The organism is Bradyrhizobium sp. WBOS07 (genome assembly GCF_024585165.1).
Classification (GTDB): Bacteria; Pseudomonadota; Alphaproteobacteria; order Rhizobiales; family Xanthobacteraceae; genus Bradyrhizobium; species Bradyrhizobium japonicum_B.
On the sequence record NZ_CP029008.1, the window covers coordinates 6,676,643 to 6,693,562 of the forward strand.

At 60.3% G+C, this 16,920-nt stretch carries 9 protein-coding genes; 8 read left to right on the plus strand and 1 reads right to left on the minus strand.

Going from position 1 to position 16,920, the window contains the following annotated elements:
- Nucleotides 1–4 precede the first annotated feature (4 nt).
- The 7 genes from rfbB (at nucleotide 5) to DCM79_RS31550 (ending at nucleotide 15,036) form a co-directional block, all read left to right on the plus strand.
- Nucleotides 5–1,063 (plus strand): dTDP-glucose 4,6-dehydratase, encoded by a 1,059-nt coding sequence (gene rfbB / locus DCM79_RS31515; protein WP_257177905.1) that lies wholly within the window; start codon nucleotides 5–7, stop codon nucleotides 1,061–1,063.
- An 8-nt stretch (nucleotides 1,064–1,071) separates the two neighbouring features.
- Nucleotides 1,072–2,061 carry a dTDP-4-dehydrorhamnose reductase gene (rfbD, locus tag DCM79_RS31520; RefSeq protein WP_257177906.1) on the plus strand — a complete coding sequence of 330 codons (990 nt, stop codon included), beginning with the start codon at nucleotides 1,072–1,074 and terminating at the stop codon, nucleotides 2,059–2,061.
- A complete protein-coding gene (rfbA, locus tag DCM79_RS31525) occupies nucleotides 1,970–2,884 on the plus strand; it encodes a glucose-1-phosphate thymidylyltransferase RfbA (RefSeq protein WP_257177907.1) in 915 nt (304 codons plus the stop codon). Before rfbD ends, rfbA begins: the two co-directional genes overlap by 92 nt.
- A 72-nt stretch (nucleotides 2,885–2,956) precedes the next feature.
- Nucleotides 2,957–9,565, plus strand: coding sequence for a DUF4082 domain-containing protein (locus DCM79_RS31530; RefSeq protein ID WP_257177908.1), 6,609 nt, complete (start codon nucleotides 2,957–2,959; stop codon nucleotides 9,563–9,565).
- 677 nt (nucleotides 9,566–10,242) lie between these two features.
- Complete coding sequence (locus tag DCM79_RS31540; RefSeq protein WP_257180909.1) at nucleotides 10,243–12,396, plus strand: peptidase domain-containing ABC transporter; 2,154 nt, start codon at nucleotides 10,243–10,245, stop codon at nucleotides 12,394–12,396.
- On the plus strand, nucleotides 12,393–13,820 hold the full coding sequence (locus tag DCM79_RS31545) for an HlyD family type I secretion periplasmic adaptor subunit (RefSeq protein ID WP_373568069.1): 1,428 nt from the start codon (nucleotides 12,393–12,395) through the stop codon (nucleotides 13,818–13,820). Before DCM79_RS31540 ends, DCM79_RS31545 begins: the two co-directional genes overlap by 4 nt.
- A 25-nt stretch (nucleotides 13,821–13,845) precedes the next feature.
- Nucleotides 13,846–15,036 (plus strand): hypothetical protein, encoded by a 1,191-nt coding sequence (locus tag DCM79_RS31550; protein ID WP_257177913.1) that lies wholly within the window; start codon nucleotides 13,846–13,848, stop codon nucleotides 15,034–15,036.
- 26 nt (nucleotides 15,037–15,062) lie between these two features.
- Here DCM79_RS31550 and DCM79_RS31555 read toward each other — a convergent pair whose 3' ends face one another.
- Nucleotides 15,063–15,950: a glycosyltransferase family 2 protein gene (locus DCM79_RS31555; protein WP_257177914.1), complete on the minus strand. Its 888-nt coding sequence runs from the start codon at nucleotides 15,948–15,950 to the stop codon at nucleotides 15,063–15,065.
- Nucleotides 15,951–16,125: 175 nt separating this feature from the next.
- Here DCM79_RS31555 and DCM79_RS31560 point away from each other — a divergent pair, with 175 nt between their 5' ends.
- Nucleotides 16,126–16,917, plus strand: coding sequence for a WecB/TagA/CpsF family glycosyltransferase (locus DCM79_RS31560; RefSeq protein WP_257177915.1), 792 nt, complete (start codon nucleotides 16,126–16,128; stop codon nucleotides 16,915–16,917).
- The last annotated feature ends 3 nt before the right edge of the window (nucleotides 16,918–16,920 follow it).

The window sequence follows — 16,920 nt, forward strand, 5'->3', positions numbered from 1 at the left end:
TCTCATGCGTGTTCTGGTGACGGGCGGAGCGGGATTTATCGGGTCTGCGGTCTGCCGCCAATTGGCCTTGGAAGCTGAGGCCTCGGTCGTCAATGTCGACAAGTTGACCTACGCAGCCAATTTGGCCTCGTTGGCCTCCATCGACGGTACCAGCCGCTATCGATTTGAGCAGCATGACATCTGCGATCAGGAGGCGGTCACTCGCTTATTCCACAAATGGCAGCCGAGCGCGGTTATCCACTTGGCAGCCGAAAGCCATGTCGATCGGTCGATTACCGGCTCGGCAACGTTCATCAGTACCAACATTGTCGGCACTTACACTTTGCTGGAGGCTGCCAGGCGATATTACGACGGGCTGTCGAATCAGCGGAAGAGACAGTTCAGGTTCATACACGTGTCGACGGACGAGGTGTACGGTTCATTGGGGCCGGCCGACTGCTTCCGCGAAGATACCCCTTATCGGCCGAGTTCTCCCTATTCAGCGAGCAAGGCGGCCTCCGACCACCTCGCGCTCGCCTGGTACAAGACCTATGGCTTGCCGGTGATCGTGTCGAACTGTTCGAATAACTACGGACCATTCCAATTCCCGGAAAAGCTCATTCCGCTGACGATTCTCAACGCGATTGAATACAAGCCGTTGCCTGTCTACGGCGACGGAAGCAACGTGCGGGATTGGCTTCATGTCGAGGACCACGCAGCAGGCCTGATCAGGCTGCTAAGCGATGGCAGGGCCGGAGAGAAGTATAATTTCGGCGGCGACAGCGAGCGCTCCAACCTGGAAGTCGTCACCCAGATTTGTGAAACGCTTGATCGATTGCGTCCCGGGCCAGCAGCGAGGCGATCGTTGATTTCGTTCGTGCCGGATCGTCCGGGACACGACGCACGTTACGCGATCGATGCGTCCAAAGCTCGCAGCGAGCTGGGCTGGCGGCCGACCCGAAGCTTCGAACAAGGTCTCGCCGAGACGGTGGAATGGTATCTGGCCAGCGGCGCCTGGTGGGCGCGAGCTCGCAACATGGTTTACGACGGCTCGCGTCTTGGCCTTCCAGCCACCCAACACTGAGGCTGCCAATGATCGAACGACCGATTCTGATTGCTGGTCGAAATGGCCAATTGGGCAGCTGCCTTCGTGATGCCGCTGCTCTTCGCGGCCTGTCTGCGGTTGCCCTCGGACGCGAGGAACTCGACCTTGAGGTCCGGGACGGGATCGACAGGACGGTCGCCTCGATCGCCCCCTGTATGATCATTAATGCCGCGGCCTATACGGCTGTGGACCTGGCGGAGTCCGAGGTCGGAAAGGCCTTCAGCATCAATCGCGACGGCGCGGCTGCGCTGGCGGATGTTGCATGGCAGAGGAACGTTCCATTTGTGCACTTGTCCACCGATTACGTCTTCGACGGCGCCAAGCGCGAGGCTTACGACGAGGCCGACGTGCCGGCGCCGTTGAACACATACGGTGCATCAAAGTTGGCCGGCGAGGCGGCCGTATTGGCGGCGCATCCCCTGGCGACCGTCGTCAGGTCGTCGTGGATCTACAGCTCGATAGGCAGCAACTTCGTTCGGACAATGTTGCGGCTGGCCGAAACGCGCCCGATCGTAAGGGTCGTTTGCGACCAATACGGAAGCCCGACGTCGGCCGCGGATCTGGCGGCAGCGCTGCTGAAAATCGCACAGCGGTCGCTCACCGATGACCGCCGCACAGCGGCGGGCATTTTCCATGTGGCCGGCCAGGGAACAACGACCTGGCATGGCTTTGCCGAGGCAATCTTCGATGGTTTATCCCGTCGGGGAGGGCGACCGCCGACGCTGGAGGCGATCACGACAGCGCAGTATCCGAGCGCTGCGCGCAGGCCTGTAAACTCGCGCCTGGAGTCATCCAAAGCAGAACGCGTGTTTGGATTTCGATTACCCTGCTGGCGCCATTCTCTCGAAACCTGTCTCGACCAACTTGTCGAAGGAGCAGACACCGATGCTGAAGGGAATCGTCCTGGCTGGCGGCAGCGGAACACGGCTCTATCCGATCACACGTGTGGTCAGCAAGCAGCTGCTGCCCATCTATGACAAGCCGATGATCTACTATCCGCTGTCGACACTGATGCTGGCAGGCATCCGCGAGATCCTGATCATCACGACCCCGGCGGACCGATCCCAGTTCGAGCGATTGCTCGGGAACGGAAGCCAGTGGGGAATCCGGCTCAGCTATGCCGAACAACCGCGCCCGGGCGGGCTTGCTGAAGCGTTCATTGTAGGTGCCGATTTCATCGGAACTGATCGCGTCGCGATGGTACTCGGGGACAACATCTTTTTCGGCGGCGGTTTGCGCGAACTGCTCGTGAAAGCCGCGGCCCGCGAGGAAGGCGCAACCGTGTTCGCATATCACGTGCGCGATCCTGAACGGTACGGCGTTGTTACGTTTGACGACGCCGGCCGCCCACTACGAATCGACGAGAAGCCGAGAAGGCCGACATCGAACTGGGCCGTCACCGGTCTCTATTTTTTCGACAACCGGGTTGTGCGGTATGCCCGCAGGGTCGAGCCATCCCCCCGGGGAGAACTCGAGATCACCGATCTGCAAATGCGCTATCTCGCGGCCGGCACTCTCCACGTCGAGCGCATGGGAAGGGGATTCGCATGGTTGGATACGGGCACTGTCGAGTCGCTTATCGATGCAGGGACGTTCGTCCAAACGCTGGAAAAGCGGCAAGGCATGAAGGTGGCTTGCGTTGAGGAGGTCGCCTTTCGCCAGGGATTCATCGGTCAAGATCAGCTTCGCGGACTGATTCAGCCGTTGGAGAAGAGCGGATACGGCAGGTATCTGAATGAACTCCTGCGCTTGCCCGGGATGCCTACCGACGTCGCAGCCGACGCTGATTTAAATCTGTGATTTCTATTTAAATAATTGACTGGCGCTTCATATTTAATTTAAATGCTTTACCTGCGAATTGGTAGGCTGACCATGTTATATCAAAAGGCGAGCGTTTTTTATCGAGCAAGGCCTCTCCTCTGGGGGGAGAGCGATTCCAGCGAGAGTGATCTGCTCCCGTCGGGAGTGCCGCCCTGGAATGCGTCCTGGAGCGGCGGTTTAGCCGCCCGGCAGGTGTCCGATCTGCGGGGCGCGATTGGGCCTTCACGTTCCAGGACCGGTGCGACGCATTGGATCAGCTCGAGCGGCGGATATTGGAACGTCGCTGCGAACTGGAGTGGCGGGATTCCGGACGCCGGGTCCGCCGCCTTCATCGACGCGCCGGGATCTTATGTTGTCACAACCAGGGGCAATGTTGATGTCGGCAGCCTGACCGTTGATGCGGGTGCGACTGTTGCGCTCGGACGAGAGTCTTCCTTTGTCGTTGAAGGTGACACCATCAACAACGGCAGCATAAAGCTCGGACCGTCCGGCGGTGAGGGGAGTGCTGCAGCGGACTTCAAGGGCGACGTCCGGGGAGCGGGTGACTTCGCGATTGCCGATAGATCAGTTCTTGAGATCAGAGGGGCGGTCTCCGGGCACCTCGCCAACGGTTCATTCTCTGGCATAACCGTCTCCTTCGAGACGGACGTCGGCACCCTGGTGCTCGATCGCTCTGCTGAATTCCATGGCCTGATCGGAAGCTCATCGCCGGATCGGCCGCTTTCAGCCGGCAATCTGATTGATCTCAGGGATTTCGCCTTCACGTCGACGATGTCAGCATCCGTCCATTACGACCGGAGCTCAAACATCAGCACGGTCGATTTCAGCAATGGAGCTGGCAATGTCACCCTGCTGGTCTCTGGCCAGGACTCGAACTGGACCTTTGCAAGTGATGGGCAGGGCGGCACAGCCGTTGCAGATCCAGTTACGAACCCGATCGTTCTGGAAAATCAGAAGCAAGGCACATCGCCGAACATCTGGCAGATTGATGTTGGCGCAAACTCGACCAGGATCCAGGGGTTCACGACGGCGATAAGCACCAATGTCGGCGGGGCCGTCCAATTCAAGGTCGATAACCAAACAGGCACGCCGAACTATCGCATCGACATCTACCGGCTTGGCTACTACGGCGGCAACGGTGCCAGGCTGATTACGACGATGCAGCATCAGGCTGCGACCTCCGTCGTGCAACCGGCGCCGTTGAAAGACAGCTCGACCGGCCTGGTCGATGCCGGCAATTGGAGCGTGACCGATACCTGGAACGTGCCGACGGACGCGGTTTCTGGCGTGTACATCGCCAACGTGATCGAAGGAACGCAGGTGTTTCAAATTCCATTTGTGGTCCGCAATGATGCATCGCAAAGCGCGATCGTGTTCCAGACCGCCGATCAGACCTGGCAGGCCTACAACCCGTGGGGCGGGGCCAATCTCTACTTCGGCAACGGGCCTGGCGACGGCGGCTCCGCTTACGCCGTGAGCTACAATCGTCCGATCACGACGCGCGACGGCGGGCTCGGGAGCTCTGCCAACGACATGGTGTTCTCGGCCGAATATCCGGCGATCTACTGGCTCGAGCAGAACGGATACGACGTTTCCTACATTTCAGGCATCGATGCTGCCACCAACGGATCGCTGCTGCTCAATCACCAGATCTATATGGATGTGGGGCATGACGAATATTGGACCGACAGCCAGTTCGCCAACGTCCAGGCGGCCGGCCGTGCCGGTGTCAATCTGGCCTTTCTGAGCGGCAACGAGGTGTACTGGCAGACCAGGCTGGCTGCCAGCATTGATCCCAGTCAGACCGCCAATCGGACTTTGATCTCGTACAAGGATACCCATGCCAACCAGTTGATCGACCCGACAGGGACGGCGACGGGAACGTTCATGGACGCGCGCTTTGCTTCGACCGGAGGGATGTCAGGTATCCCCTCCAACGCGCTGACCGGAACGGTCTTCCAAGTGGACGGGGATTCTTACGGCGCGATCGAGATCCCGTATGGGATAACGCAGTTGAGGCTCTGGCGCAACGCGCCGATTGCCGGGACTGCTGAGGGCCAGACTGCGTCTCTGACGCCAAACCTGCTCGGCTATGAATGGGATGCGTCACCGGACAACGGCTTCCGCCCGGCCGGTCTGGTCAGTGTCTCCTCGACCACTGTGCAAACCACAAAATACCTGCTCGATTACGGCAACACGACCGGCAACGGTACAGCCACTCACAATCTGGTTCAGTTTCGTGACCCGGTGAGTGGTGCTCTTGTCTTTGGCGCCGGTACTGTATTCTGGTCCTGGGGCCTTGCGTCGGATCATGACCAGCACAACATCGCGCCCCAGACGCCGACCGATCGGAACGTCCAACAGGCCATGGTCAACCTGTTCGCCGACATGGGCGTGCAGCCTGCGACGCTGCAGGCCAGCCTGGTGATTGCGAGCCAATCGACCGATCACACTGACCCGACGTCCACGATCACCAATCTCTCCGCCACGAGCGTCGTGGAGGGGCAGTCCATCACCGTAACCGGAACGGCAAGCGATGCCGGTGGGCTCATCGGCGGTGTTGAGGTTTCGTCCGACGGCGGCAGCACCTGGCATCCGGCCAACAGCACCGTCGGCGTGTCCAATGCCAACTGGACCTATACGTTTGCCGCAGGCGCGCCGGGGCAATTGACGATTCGGAGCAGGGCCGTTGACGATAGTTTGAACCTCGAAGCCCCAGGAGGCGGCGTTGCCTACACGGTGACCCCTTCTTCGAATCTGACGATATTCAGTCCAACGGACACGCCGGCGGTCGTCGATACGCCGGACGCCGCTGCCGTGGAGCTCGGAGTTAAGTTCGTCACCGCCGCGCCGGGTGATATTACAGGCATCCGGTTCTATAAGAGCGCCCAGAATACGGGAACGCATCTCGGCAATCTCTGGACTTCGAGCGGCACGCTGCTTGCAAGCGCAACATTCGCCAACGAAACAGTGAGCGGTTGGCAACAAGTCAACTTCGCGACGCCGGTACATATACAGGCCGGAGTGACCTACATCGCCTCGTATCATACCAACACCGGCCACTATTCCACGACAGACTTCTATTTTGACAACCCGGGTCACACCAACGGCTCGTTGACAGCGACAGGGAGTGGCCTGAACGGCGTCTACGCCTACGGACCGGGTCCGCTCTTCCCCTCCAATATCTCGATGAAGGATGGTGACAATTACTGGGTCGATGTCGTCTTCAGGAATACGAGCCAGCTGCCGCAAGCCAATAATGATAGCGGATACACGGTCACGCAGAGCGGCGTGCTGAACATTCCGGCATCGGCGCTGCTCGCCAATGACACCGACCCGGCCGGTCTGTCCTTTTCGATCAGCGGCGTGAGCAATCCGGTCAATGGCAGCGTAAGCTATAACGTCCAGTCTCAGACGGTGACATTCACGCCAGCCGCTAACTACGCGGGAGCGGCCCAGTTCGATTACACGATCACGGACACCGCGGGTGCCAGTGGAACGGGCCAGGTCTTCCTCAAGGTCAGCTATCCGATATCGGCGCAGAGCCTGTTCGGAACCAACGACACGCCGAGCGTTGCCAATTCGGGCGACACCAGCCCGGTCGAGGTCGGCGTCAGGTTCAGCGCATCGGTCAGCGGGACGATAACCGGCCTGCGCTTCTACAAGGGGGCGCTGAACACAGGTACTCACGTCGCGCATCTCTGGAGCTCGACGGGAACGCTGCTCGGCACGGCGACCTTCGCGTCTGAGACAGCCAGCGGTTGGCAGCAGGTCAGTTTCTCGAGCCCGATAGCCATTACCGCAGGCACGACATACGTTGCTTCCTATCATACCAATGGCAATTATTCGAACACTCAGAGCTATTTCACCGCGCCGATCAGCAATGGTCAGCTGAGCGCTCCTGCCACAGGGAATGGCGTTTATGCCTACGGTACCGGAGCCGTATTCCCGACCAACGTCTACAAGTCGACCAATTACTTTGTCGACGTGATCTTCAATGGATCCGCCGCTACGAACACGTCGCCGACCGCTGTGGCCGACGCGGGCGACGGCACCGAGAAGGGCGGCGTCAATAACAGTACCGGCGGCTCACCCGCCACGGGAAACGTACTGTCCAACGACACCGATCCGGACGCGGGCGATACGAAGACCGTAACTGCGGTCAGCTTCGGTTCGACCTCCGGGACGATCGGCTCCGCGCTGAATGGCGCGCATGGAAGTCTCGTGCTCAACGCCTCTGGCACTTTTACTTATGCGGTCAACGAAACCGATCCCGCCGTGCAGGCCCTGCGGCTTGCGAGCAACACACTGACGGACGTCTTCAACTACACAATGCGTGATGCCGCCGGCGCGACATCCTCGACCACGCTCACGATCACCATCCATGGCGCCAACGATGCGCCGGTGCTGGCGGTCCAGACCGCCAACCAAACCGCAACAGTGGGCTCGGCGTTCTCGCTAACGCTGCCTGCGAGCACCTTCACCGATGTCGATTCCGCCGACTCGCTCAATTACACCGCGACAACGGCTAGCGGCTCTGCACTTCCTGCCTGGCTCACCTTTAACGCATCAACCCGAACGTTTGGCGGCACACCATCGTCAGCCGACGTCGGCACGCTGGATGTGAAGGCAACTGTAACGGATCTCGGCAGCCTCACCGCAAGCGAAACATTCAATATCGTCGTAACGACGACCGCGAACGCGCCGCCAAACGCTGTCACCGACGCGGGCGACGCAACCGAGAAGGGCGGTGTCAATAACGGCACTGGCGGCTCACCCGCCACGGGAAACGTACTGTCCAACGACACCGATCCGGACGCGGGCGATACGAAGGCCGTGACTGCGGTCAGCTTCGGTACGACGTCCGGCACGCTGGGCTCGGCGCTGAATGGAGCGCACGGAAGCCTCGTGCTCAATGCTTCAGGTGCTTTCACCTATACGGTCAATGAGACTGACCCCGCCATTCAAGCCTTGCGGCTTTCGACCAATACACTGACGGACGTCTTCAACTACACAATGCGTGATGCCGCCGGTGCGACATCGTCGACCACGCTCACGGTCACCATTCACGGCGCCAACGATGCGCCGGTGCTGGCGGCGCAGACCGTCAACCAAACTGCAACGGTAGGTTCGGCGTTTTCGCTGACGTTGCCGGCGGGCACGTTCACCGACGTGGATTCCGGCGATTCACTCAGCTACAGCGCTGCCGCCGCCGACGGTTCGGCACTGCCGGCCTGGCTGACCTTCAACGCCTCGACTCGGACCTTCAGCGGTACACCGACTTCGGCCGATGTCGGCACGTTCGGCGTGAGAGCCGTCGCAACTGATCTCGGCGGCCTCACGGCCAGCGAGACATTCAGCATTGCGGTGGGGACAGTCTCCTCGACCGTCAGCTTGTTCTCGGCTTCCGATACTCCTTCGGTGCTGTCGACATCCGATCCATCTCAGGTCAACCTGGGAGTACGGTTTACTTCCTCCGCCGCCGGCGCGATTACCGGGATCAAATATTACAAGAGTGCGAACGACACAGGCACCCACACCGGCTCCCTGTGGAGCAGCACGGGAACGCTGCTTGCGAGCGCAGCCTTCTCCAACGAGACCAGCAGCGGTTGGCAAACCCTCGTATTCAACAGCCCCGTCTCGATTGCGGCCGGAACCACCTACGTCGCGAGCTTTCACAGCAACGGCCGCTATGCGGTTACGTCAAACTACTTCACGTCCGATCGCACGAATGGGCCGCTCACGGCTTCCGCGAGCAACAATGGTGTATACACCTACGGAACGGGAAATCTGTTTCCGACGAGCACATTCAACGCGACGAATTACTGGGTCGATGTCGTGTTCAGCAATGCGAGTGGCGGCACGAATCAGTCGCCGATCGCCAACAACGACAGCGGCTTCAACGCGACCCAAAGCGTCCCGCTCAGCATTTCTGGTTCGGCGCTCCTTGCAAACGATACCGATCCAAACGGGGATGCCCTGACGATCACCGGTGTCAGCGGCGCCGTCAACGGCACCGTCAGCTTCAGTGCCCAGAACAACACGGTGACGTTCACTCCCAGCAGCGGATACACCGGACCGGCATCGTTCAATTACGCCGTTTCCGATGGCCGGGGCGGTTCGGCAGATGCCGGGGTGAGTGTAATTGTTCGTGCGCCGTCGGCAACCACCGTAAGCCTGTTCAGCTCGAATCCAACCCCCAGCATTGTGACGGTGAATGACCCGAACCCGGTCGAGCTTGGTATGAAGTTCCAAGCGTCCACTTCGGGAGACATCATGGGTCTCCGCTTCTACAAGGGGCCGTCCAACACCGGGCCGCATGTCGCGAATCTCTGGAGCAGCACGGGGAGCCTATTGGCCACTGCTTCCTTTACCAACGAGACGGCGAGCGGCTGGCAGCAGGTCAACTTTGCGACGCCGGTCACGATCACGGCAGGAACGACCTATGTCGCCTCCTACCACACTGCCGGCAACTATTCGGACGATCCAAACCTGTTTGCCAATGCGGTGACGAACGGACCGCTCACGGCGCCGTCGTCCTCGTCGAGCGGCGGCAACGGCGTCTACGCGTACGGATCCGGCAGCCTATTTCCAACCAACACGTTCGGCGCGACCAGCTATGCGGTCGACGTTCTCTTCAGGCCGCAGCTCGCTGCATAGACAAGAAAGGGGAGTTCATGTCGGGCCTATCACGGACTATCGCGTCGCCGGTCACGCTCGCGAGACGCGTCACGCCGCAACCGGTACGGAGCGTGCTCCGCGCTGCATACGACAGGATCTCATATGCCGTCGCCGGGCTGCCGCCGCGGCGCCTGCGTGCATGGATCTCGCCCACATGGTTCGATTTCACGATACCGGACGGGATCAGTTGGAGTTCTTCGTGGAGATGGCCGGTCTGCGGCGTCATCGCGATGCGCCCGAATGACATGAGCGGAGTAGGCCAACCATCTCAATCGACATAAGGAGTGAGTCGATGCATGCGGAGCTCTATACAGACGGGGTTGACGAGGTCATGATTGGCGGGTCGATCGTTAGGGTGGACCTGATTAGTCTTTCGCCCACGGAACGTGACGGCAACAACGCGCCCAAGAAAGTCTTTTGCCAAAGGCTGATCTTCTCCGTGGAGTCATTCGCGAACTCCGTGGAGGTGATGCAGAACGCGCTTCAGGGGCTGGTCGACGCTGGGGTCGTCCAGCGCTCTCGGCCGAGAGGGCCGATTGTCTCACCACAGGCGGGCGCGCGAGCCGAGCCCGTCTCGCCAGTTTCGGACAACTTACGATCTCCAAATGTCTCAACCAACTTCCGTTGAAATCGACAGGCGTGAACCGGCACCGCCCATGTCGGAGGACGAGCCACGTCGGGCTGCTCAAACCGCACTTGAATGCCTGTCGAGGGTCGCTTCCCATCACGGTATCGATCTGCCTTCCGACCGCCTGCGGCACGCCTATGCTGTCGACGAGACCGGTATCTCGACCGATCTCCTGCTGCGCATGGCTCTTGATGCGGGCCTTCGCGCCCGCGCGGTGCAGCTCGATTGGAAGGAGATATGCGGGCTCGGCGAAGCCTATCCAGCTCTCGTTGAGCTCTCGAACCGGAACTGGGTCTTGGTCATCGGTGCGAAGCCGGAATGCGACGCTGTAACGGTTTTCGATCCGCTGGCGGAGCGGAGCGGCGAGCATCTGCTGGTCGATGCGGACCGCTTTTGTGCCAGATGGTCGGGAAAGGTTGTTTTGTTCAAGCGCGAAACCGCTCCAGCGCAGAACCAGAGCTCCTTTGGGTTGCGCTGGTTCGTGCCCGAGATGCTGCGAGAGTGGCGGTTGTTCTCCGATGTCGCAATCGCTGCGGTGTTCCTGTATGCGTTGGGGCTGGCGCTTCCGATCTTCTTTCAACTCGTCATCGACAAGGTTCTGGTCCACGAGAGTCTTACGACGCTCTACGTGCTCACCGCCGGCGCTATCCTCGCGCTCTGCTTCGACGCAATCTTCAGCTTCTTGCGGCGCTACCTGTTGCTCTACGCCACGAACAAGATCGACATCCGGGTCGCCACCAGGACGTTTCGGCACCTTTTGGGGCTTCCGGTTACGTTCTTCGAGCGCATCTCGGCCGGCGTGTTGGTGAAGCACATGCAGCAGGCCGCACGAATTCGAGAGTTCCTGACCGGCCGACTGTTCCTGACTGCCTTGGACGCGCTTTCGCTGTTCGTCTTTCTGCCTGTTCTGGCGCTATACAGCGTCAAACTGACATGCGTCGTGCTGGCCTTCACCGCCATCAGCGCGAGCGTGATTGCCATTCTGATGGGACCGTTCCGGCGGCGGCTCTATCAGCTTTATCAGGCAGAGGCCGGGCGCCAGGCGCTCCTCGTCGAGACCGTGCACGGCATGCGCACGGTAAAGTCGCTGGCGATGGAGCCAAGCCAGAACAGAACATGGGACGATCGTTGCGCGCAGGCGGTATCGATGCGGTTTGGCGTCGAAAAAATCTCGGCGGGGGCTCAGGCGTTGACCGGGTTCCTCGAGAAAATGATGACACTCGGCATCGTCGCCTTGGGCGCGCTCGACGTCTTCGGCGGCGAGATGACGATCGGCGCACTGGTGGCCTTCAACATGCTGGCGGGGCGGGTTTCGGGGCCGCTGGTGCAGATGGTGACCATGGTGCACGAATATCAGGAAGTGGCGCTGGCCGTTAAGATGCTCGGCGAGGTCATGAATAAGGAGCTGGAACGCGACGATCATCGCGAGGGTCTGCGACCCGACTTATCCGGCCGAATCGAGTTTGAAAACGTTACGTTCCGCTACGACGAGGGGGCGCCGGCCTTGGATGAGGTGTCGTTCTCAATTGCTCCAGGTTCGATCTTTGGAGTTGTCGGTCGGAGCGGTTCGGGAAAAACGACGCTGACGCGGCTGATTGCGGGGATGTATCCGGTGCAACAGGGATTGGTGCGGATCGACGGTCACGATTCGCGCGAGATCGATCTCACCCATCTGCGGCGAAACCTCGGGGTCGTGCTCCAGGAGAATTTTTTGTTTCGCGGCACGGTCCGAGAAAATATCGCTTGCGTGAGGCGTGACGCCACTTTCGAGGAGGTTGTCCGGGCAGCTCAGCTCGCCGGCGCCGACGAGTTCGTTGAACGACTGCCGAGGGGATTCGATACCATGCTTGAGGAGCAGGCATCGAACTTGTCGGGAGGGCAAAGGCAGCGGCTTGCGATCGCTCGGGCATTGATAGGGAACCCGCGTATCCTGATCCTCGACGAAGCCACCAGCGCGCTGGATTCCGAGAGCGAAGCGATCATTCGGCGCAATCTGCGGCGCATTGCGGAGGGGCGAACGGTCATCATTGTATCGCATCGACTTTCGATGCTGTCGGATGCGAGCCAGATTCTGGTGATCGACCGCGGACGGATCGTCGATGTCGATCGTCACGACGCGCTGCTGTCGAAGTGCACCTTCTACCGACATCTCTGGAACCAGCAGACGAGGCAGGTTGCATGACCGCGTCTGATAAGGCCAGAGTTGAAGCCGCACCGGGCGGATCCGGGTCTCCGCCAGTCTCGCGGCCGCGACGCCGACTCCAGCGGCCCACGCCAGCAGGGCCCGGCGTTGTCGCGCAATTTCAGTCAGACGCAGCCGAAATCGAGCAGCGGGCTCCACCACGGGTGGGACGGATCACGCTCTATTGTGTCGCCGCCCTCATCGCTGCCGCAATCTCTTTTGCATGTGTTTCGCGCGTGGATATGATTGTGACAGCACAGGGTAAGCTGATCACGACACGTCCAAACCTGGTCGTGCAGCCGCTGGAAACGTCGGTCATTCGGGAGATCCGTGCGAAGGCGGGTGACTCCGTCAATCGTGGCGACGTACTCGCGATCCTCGATCCGACGTTTTCTCAAGCCGATCTTGATCAATTGCGCGGCCGCTTGGCCGCTCTCGATGCCTCCATCGACCGGCTTCGAGCTGAGTTGGACGGCGCGGACTACGTCGTCGAAGAGACATCGAACGCCGATCAGGCCTTGCAGAGGCGGGTATATCTCCAGAGGAGGGCAGCTCACGGCCTTCAGATCCAGAACTATGACGCGCAGATCGCGTCCGCGCAGGCCAACCTAAAAACCGCGCAGAACGAGGAACTGGTCCTGACCCAGCGGCTGGAGAATATGCAGTCCATTGAGGACATGCGGAATGCGTTGATGGCCAAGGAAGTCGGTTCAAGACTGAATTTCCTGCTATCCCGTGACGCCCGGTTGGAGGTTGAAAGCAATCTGGCGCGAGTTCGTGGCAGCATCGTCGATAACATTCATCGTCTGGACAAAGCCCGTGCAGACCAGAAAGTGTTCGCCGCCGAGTTTCTGCGCGCTGCCTATCAGGAGTTCGTCGAAACATTGGCCAAACGCAATGGCATTGCCGAAGAGCTCAAGAAGGCGGAGCTCCGCCGTCAATTGATCGTGCTGAACGCACCAGCGGATGCGGTAGTACTCGAAATTGCCAATCGGACGGTGGGTTCGGTGGTTCGCGAGGCTGAAACATTGTTTGTGCTCGTCCCTCGGGACGAGGTGCTCCGCGCGGAGGTCAATGTCGAGGGCAGGGATATCGGGCAGGTCACGGTCGGGCAGACCGTACGGGTCAAGTTCGAGGCGTTTCCATTCCAGAAGTACGGCACTGCGGCTGGCGAGGTCGGCGTCATTAGCCGGGACTCATTCTCGCCGGACGCGAAGGCCGAAGGTGCGCGCCGTTCGTCAGCTCCCTATTACCGCGTACTGATCGATCTGCGGGACACGCACCTTCGGCTGCCGTCCGAAAGGGTTCAGCTGATGCCCGGTATGGCGGTCACGGCCGAGATGAAGGTCGGACAGCGGACGGTGATTTCATATTTCCTCTATCCCCTGCTTCGCGGCTTGGATGAAAGCATCCGGGAGTACTGAGCCGGATTTACCATGGTGCACTTCGATGATGATCAGCCCGAATTCTAGTGTGAAGCTCATGGTGCCGGCTGCAGCGAAGGAGCTGTCGTCAAACTCGCCGCTGGTGAGCTATGCGCTCAGGGGGCTGGAGCGCTGCTGGTTGCCAAGGGAGCGACGTTGGTCGCATATTTATCACCTCGACGGGCGGGCGTCGCCGAACGAGTCGATGGCCCATAGCGACGTGTTCTACACCCTCAATGTCTTGCTCGGGATGTCGCGCGTCGCGGAACTTCCGGCTGACATCGATCTCTCAGAGATCTTTCAACGGAATGCCATGAGTCTGACCGCCCTTCCTGTCCGCAAATATGCGTTCGGTATGGCGTTGTGGGCCGCCGCCGAGCTCCGACTTACCATCCCGGAGCAGGTCAGGTTCGAGCTGAGAGCCATTCTTTCGGATGAGTCGCAATGGTCAGCGTTTCGAGCCCAGGATCTTGGCATGCTGCTGACGGGAGTTATCGCGCAGGCCAGGGCAGGGGAGAGGGAGTGGCTGGGCTTCGCCGGCCAGCTCTATCGTTTCCTGAAGGAGCGTTTCCGTAGCCAGTCCGGATTGTTTTTCGATGCGCCGTCCGGATTCCGTCGCCGCTTTGCATCATTTGCGACGCAGACCTATCTTTCGATCGCCTGCTATCAGTACGGAGAATTCACCGGGGACGTATCCGCACTCGTCATGGCCGACGCCTGCGTGGGCAATTTGATCGCGCTTCAGGGACCTCAGGGTGAGTGGCCGTGGTTCTTCGATGCAGTGAGTGGCCGCGTTCTCGACTTTTACGAGGTCTATTCGGTCCATCAGTATGGAATGGCTCCGGCGCTGCTGGAATGGGCCGAGCGCTTCGGACGACGGGGAGCGAGGGATGCCCTGGTGAAAGGATTCAACTGGGTGCTTGGCCACAACCAATTGTGCAGATCCATGCTCGTGCCGGAACTCAGCCTGACAATCCGCTCGCAGGTTCGCGAGCATGAACTGAAGACCAGGGCTCCGCGGGTGTTGCGCGCGCTCAGAAACACTTGGCTCGAAAACGGGAAGGCGTTGATCGACAGTGCCGACGTGACAGTTCGACTCGAATGCCGCAGCTACGAGCTCGGCTGGATCTTGTGGTCATTCGGTCGGCGTACCGATTTGCGGGGTCTTAGCCACAACGCCGCTTTCGAAAAGCCATCGCGCCTGCCGGGTGACTAGTCGTAGCGCAACGGCAGCCGCGTCAGTTAGCGGTTCCACACGACCGCGCCCTCTTTCCGAAGCAAGGCCAGCATCTTGGCCGTGCGATGGCTTCGAACCGCGCAGAGAACGGCGATCGCCTTGAGGCGGGCGCGTATCCCATGAAGGCGCCGGCTCGTCATAACGGTGAACGCGCCGGCGGCGGGGGATACAAGGACGAGTAGGGCCGTGGCAAACCAGCGTAGCTGCCAGCCGCGCGCGCCCTGTGCCATGTTGCGGTAGTGCGTGATTTGCCGATCCCACTTTGCATACAGCTCCCGAAGCGAGCGCCGCGCAGGATGGAACACGACCATCGCAGGGACGTAGCGAAATTCGCAGCCGGCACGGTGGGCCATTTGTCCCCATTGCATGTCTTCCGCGAACTGAATGCCGGGGAAAGGTCCGACCCTCGCAAAGTCGCCGCGGCGGACCGCGAGATTTGCCGTGACCGAGTAGCCGTGCTTGGTGACGTACAAGCGATTGCGAAAGCCAAAAACGCTTTCGTAGGCTTCGATCGCGGTGAAAGATCCTTCGACGGCGGACCAGATGCGGACCTCTCCGCCAAGGATCGTCGCCGGCCTGACTTGCTGGAAGGCGTCGTGTATCGCGGTCAGCCAGCCCGGATGAGCCCAACAGTCCGCATCCATGAAGGCGAGAATATCACCACTCGCATAGGCCGCGCCCGCGTTTCGCGCCGGACCGGGACCGGGATGCGGTTCGTACATCAACCTCGCATCGGGATGGCCGGCAACGACGTCCACTGGGGGCATTGCCGAGCCGTTGTCCACCACGATGACTTCGAACAGGTCACGGGACAGGGTCTGTGCATCGAGGCTCTGCAAGCAGGCTTCCAGAGCCTCCGGCTGGTTGAGGTGGGGAATAATTACCGAAATCATTTCATCTCACCTATTTAATTTCAGTCGTGCGTTGCGTATCCGCCGGCGCGGTGGCGCTCCTGCCGTCGACCTGGCGCGCGCATTTAATCCTTGCATTTAAATATTTGCCATTTATTATCGTTATTATATTCTTAAATAGAACTTAAACCAAGTTTCATTTTGGAGGTCGATTCAAATGCGTGCATCGTTCCTGACGTGCCCCATCGACCTGCTGACCATGGCGGAGACCCTAGAGTTGGCGTGCAGCTCCATGCGCAGCCGCCGCCGACTGCAGCATGTTGCGCTGAACGTCGCCAAATTCGTCAAGATGCGAACCGATCCCGTGCTCGCGGCCGATGTCGCCAACAGTGACATTGTCGGCATAGACGGCATGGGGATTCTCTGGGCCGCTCGGGCAATGGGGCTTCCGGCGAGGTCGCGAGTCGCTGGCGTCGATCTCCTGGTCGAATTGCTCGCAGTATGTGCGCGGGAAGGCTTCAAGCCATATTTCCTGGGAGCTACCCGACCCGTACTGCATCTGGCAATGCAGCGCGCGCGAGAGAAGCATCCCTCACTCGTCTTTGCAGGCTGGCATGACGGCTACTTCAAACCCGAGCAGGAGAGCGATGTCGTTCGGGACATCCGGTCCAGCGGGGCCGATTGTCTCTTCATCGGCATGCCGACACCGCGGAAGGAGCGCTTCCTGGCGGCTCACCGTGATGGTCTCGGCGTACCCTTCATCATGGGTGTGGGCGGCGCGTTCGATGTTCTTGCAGGTACCGTTCGACGCGCGCCTGCACCGATTCAGAGGCTGGGCCTCGAATGGCTGTACCGAGTCTATCAAGAGCCCGGGCGGATGTGGTGGCGATATGCCACGACGAACACGCTGTTTGCGGGCATCCTGACACGGGCGCTCGTCAAGCAGGCGGTTCAGCATGCGCTTGGGCCGAGCTCCGCCCCTCGGGGCCCGAGCCGGATCGGAGGGTGAGAC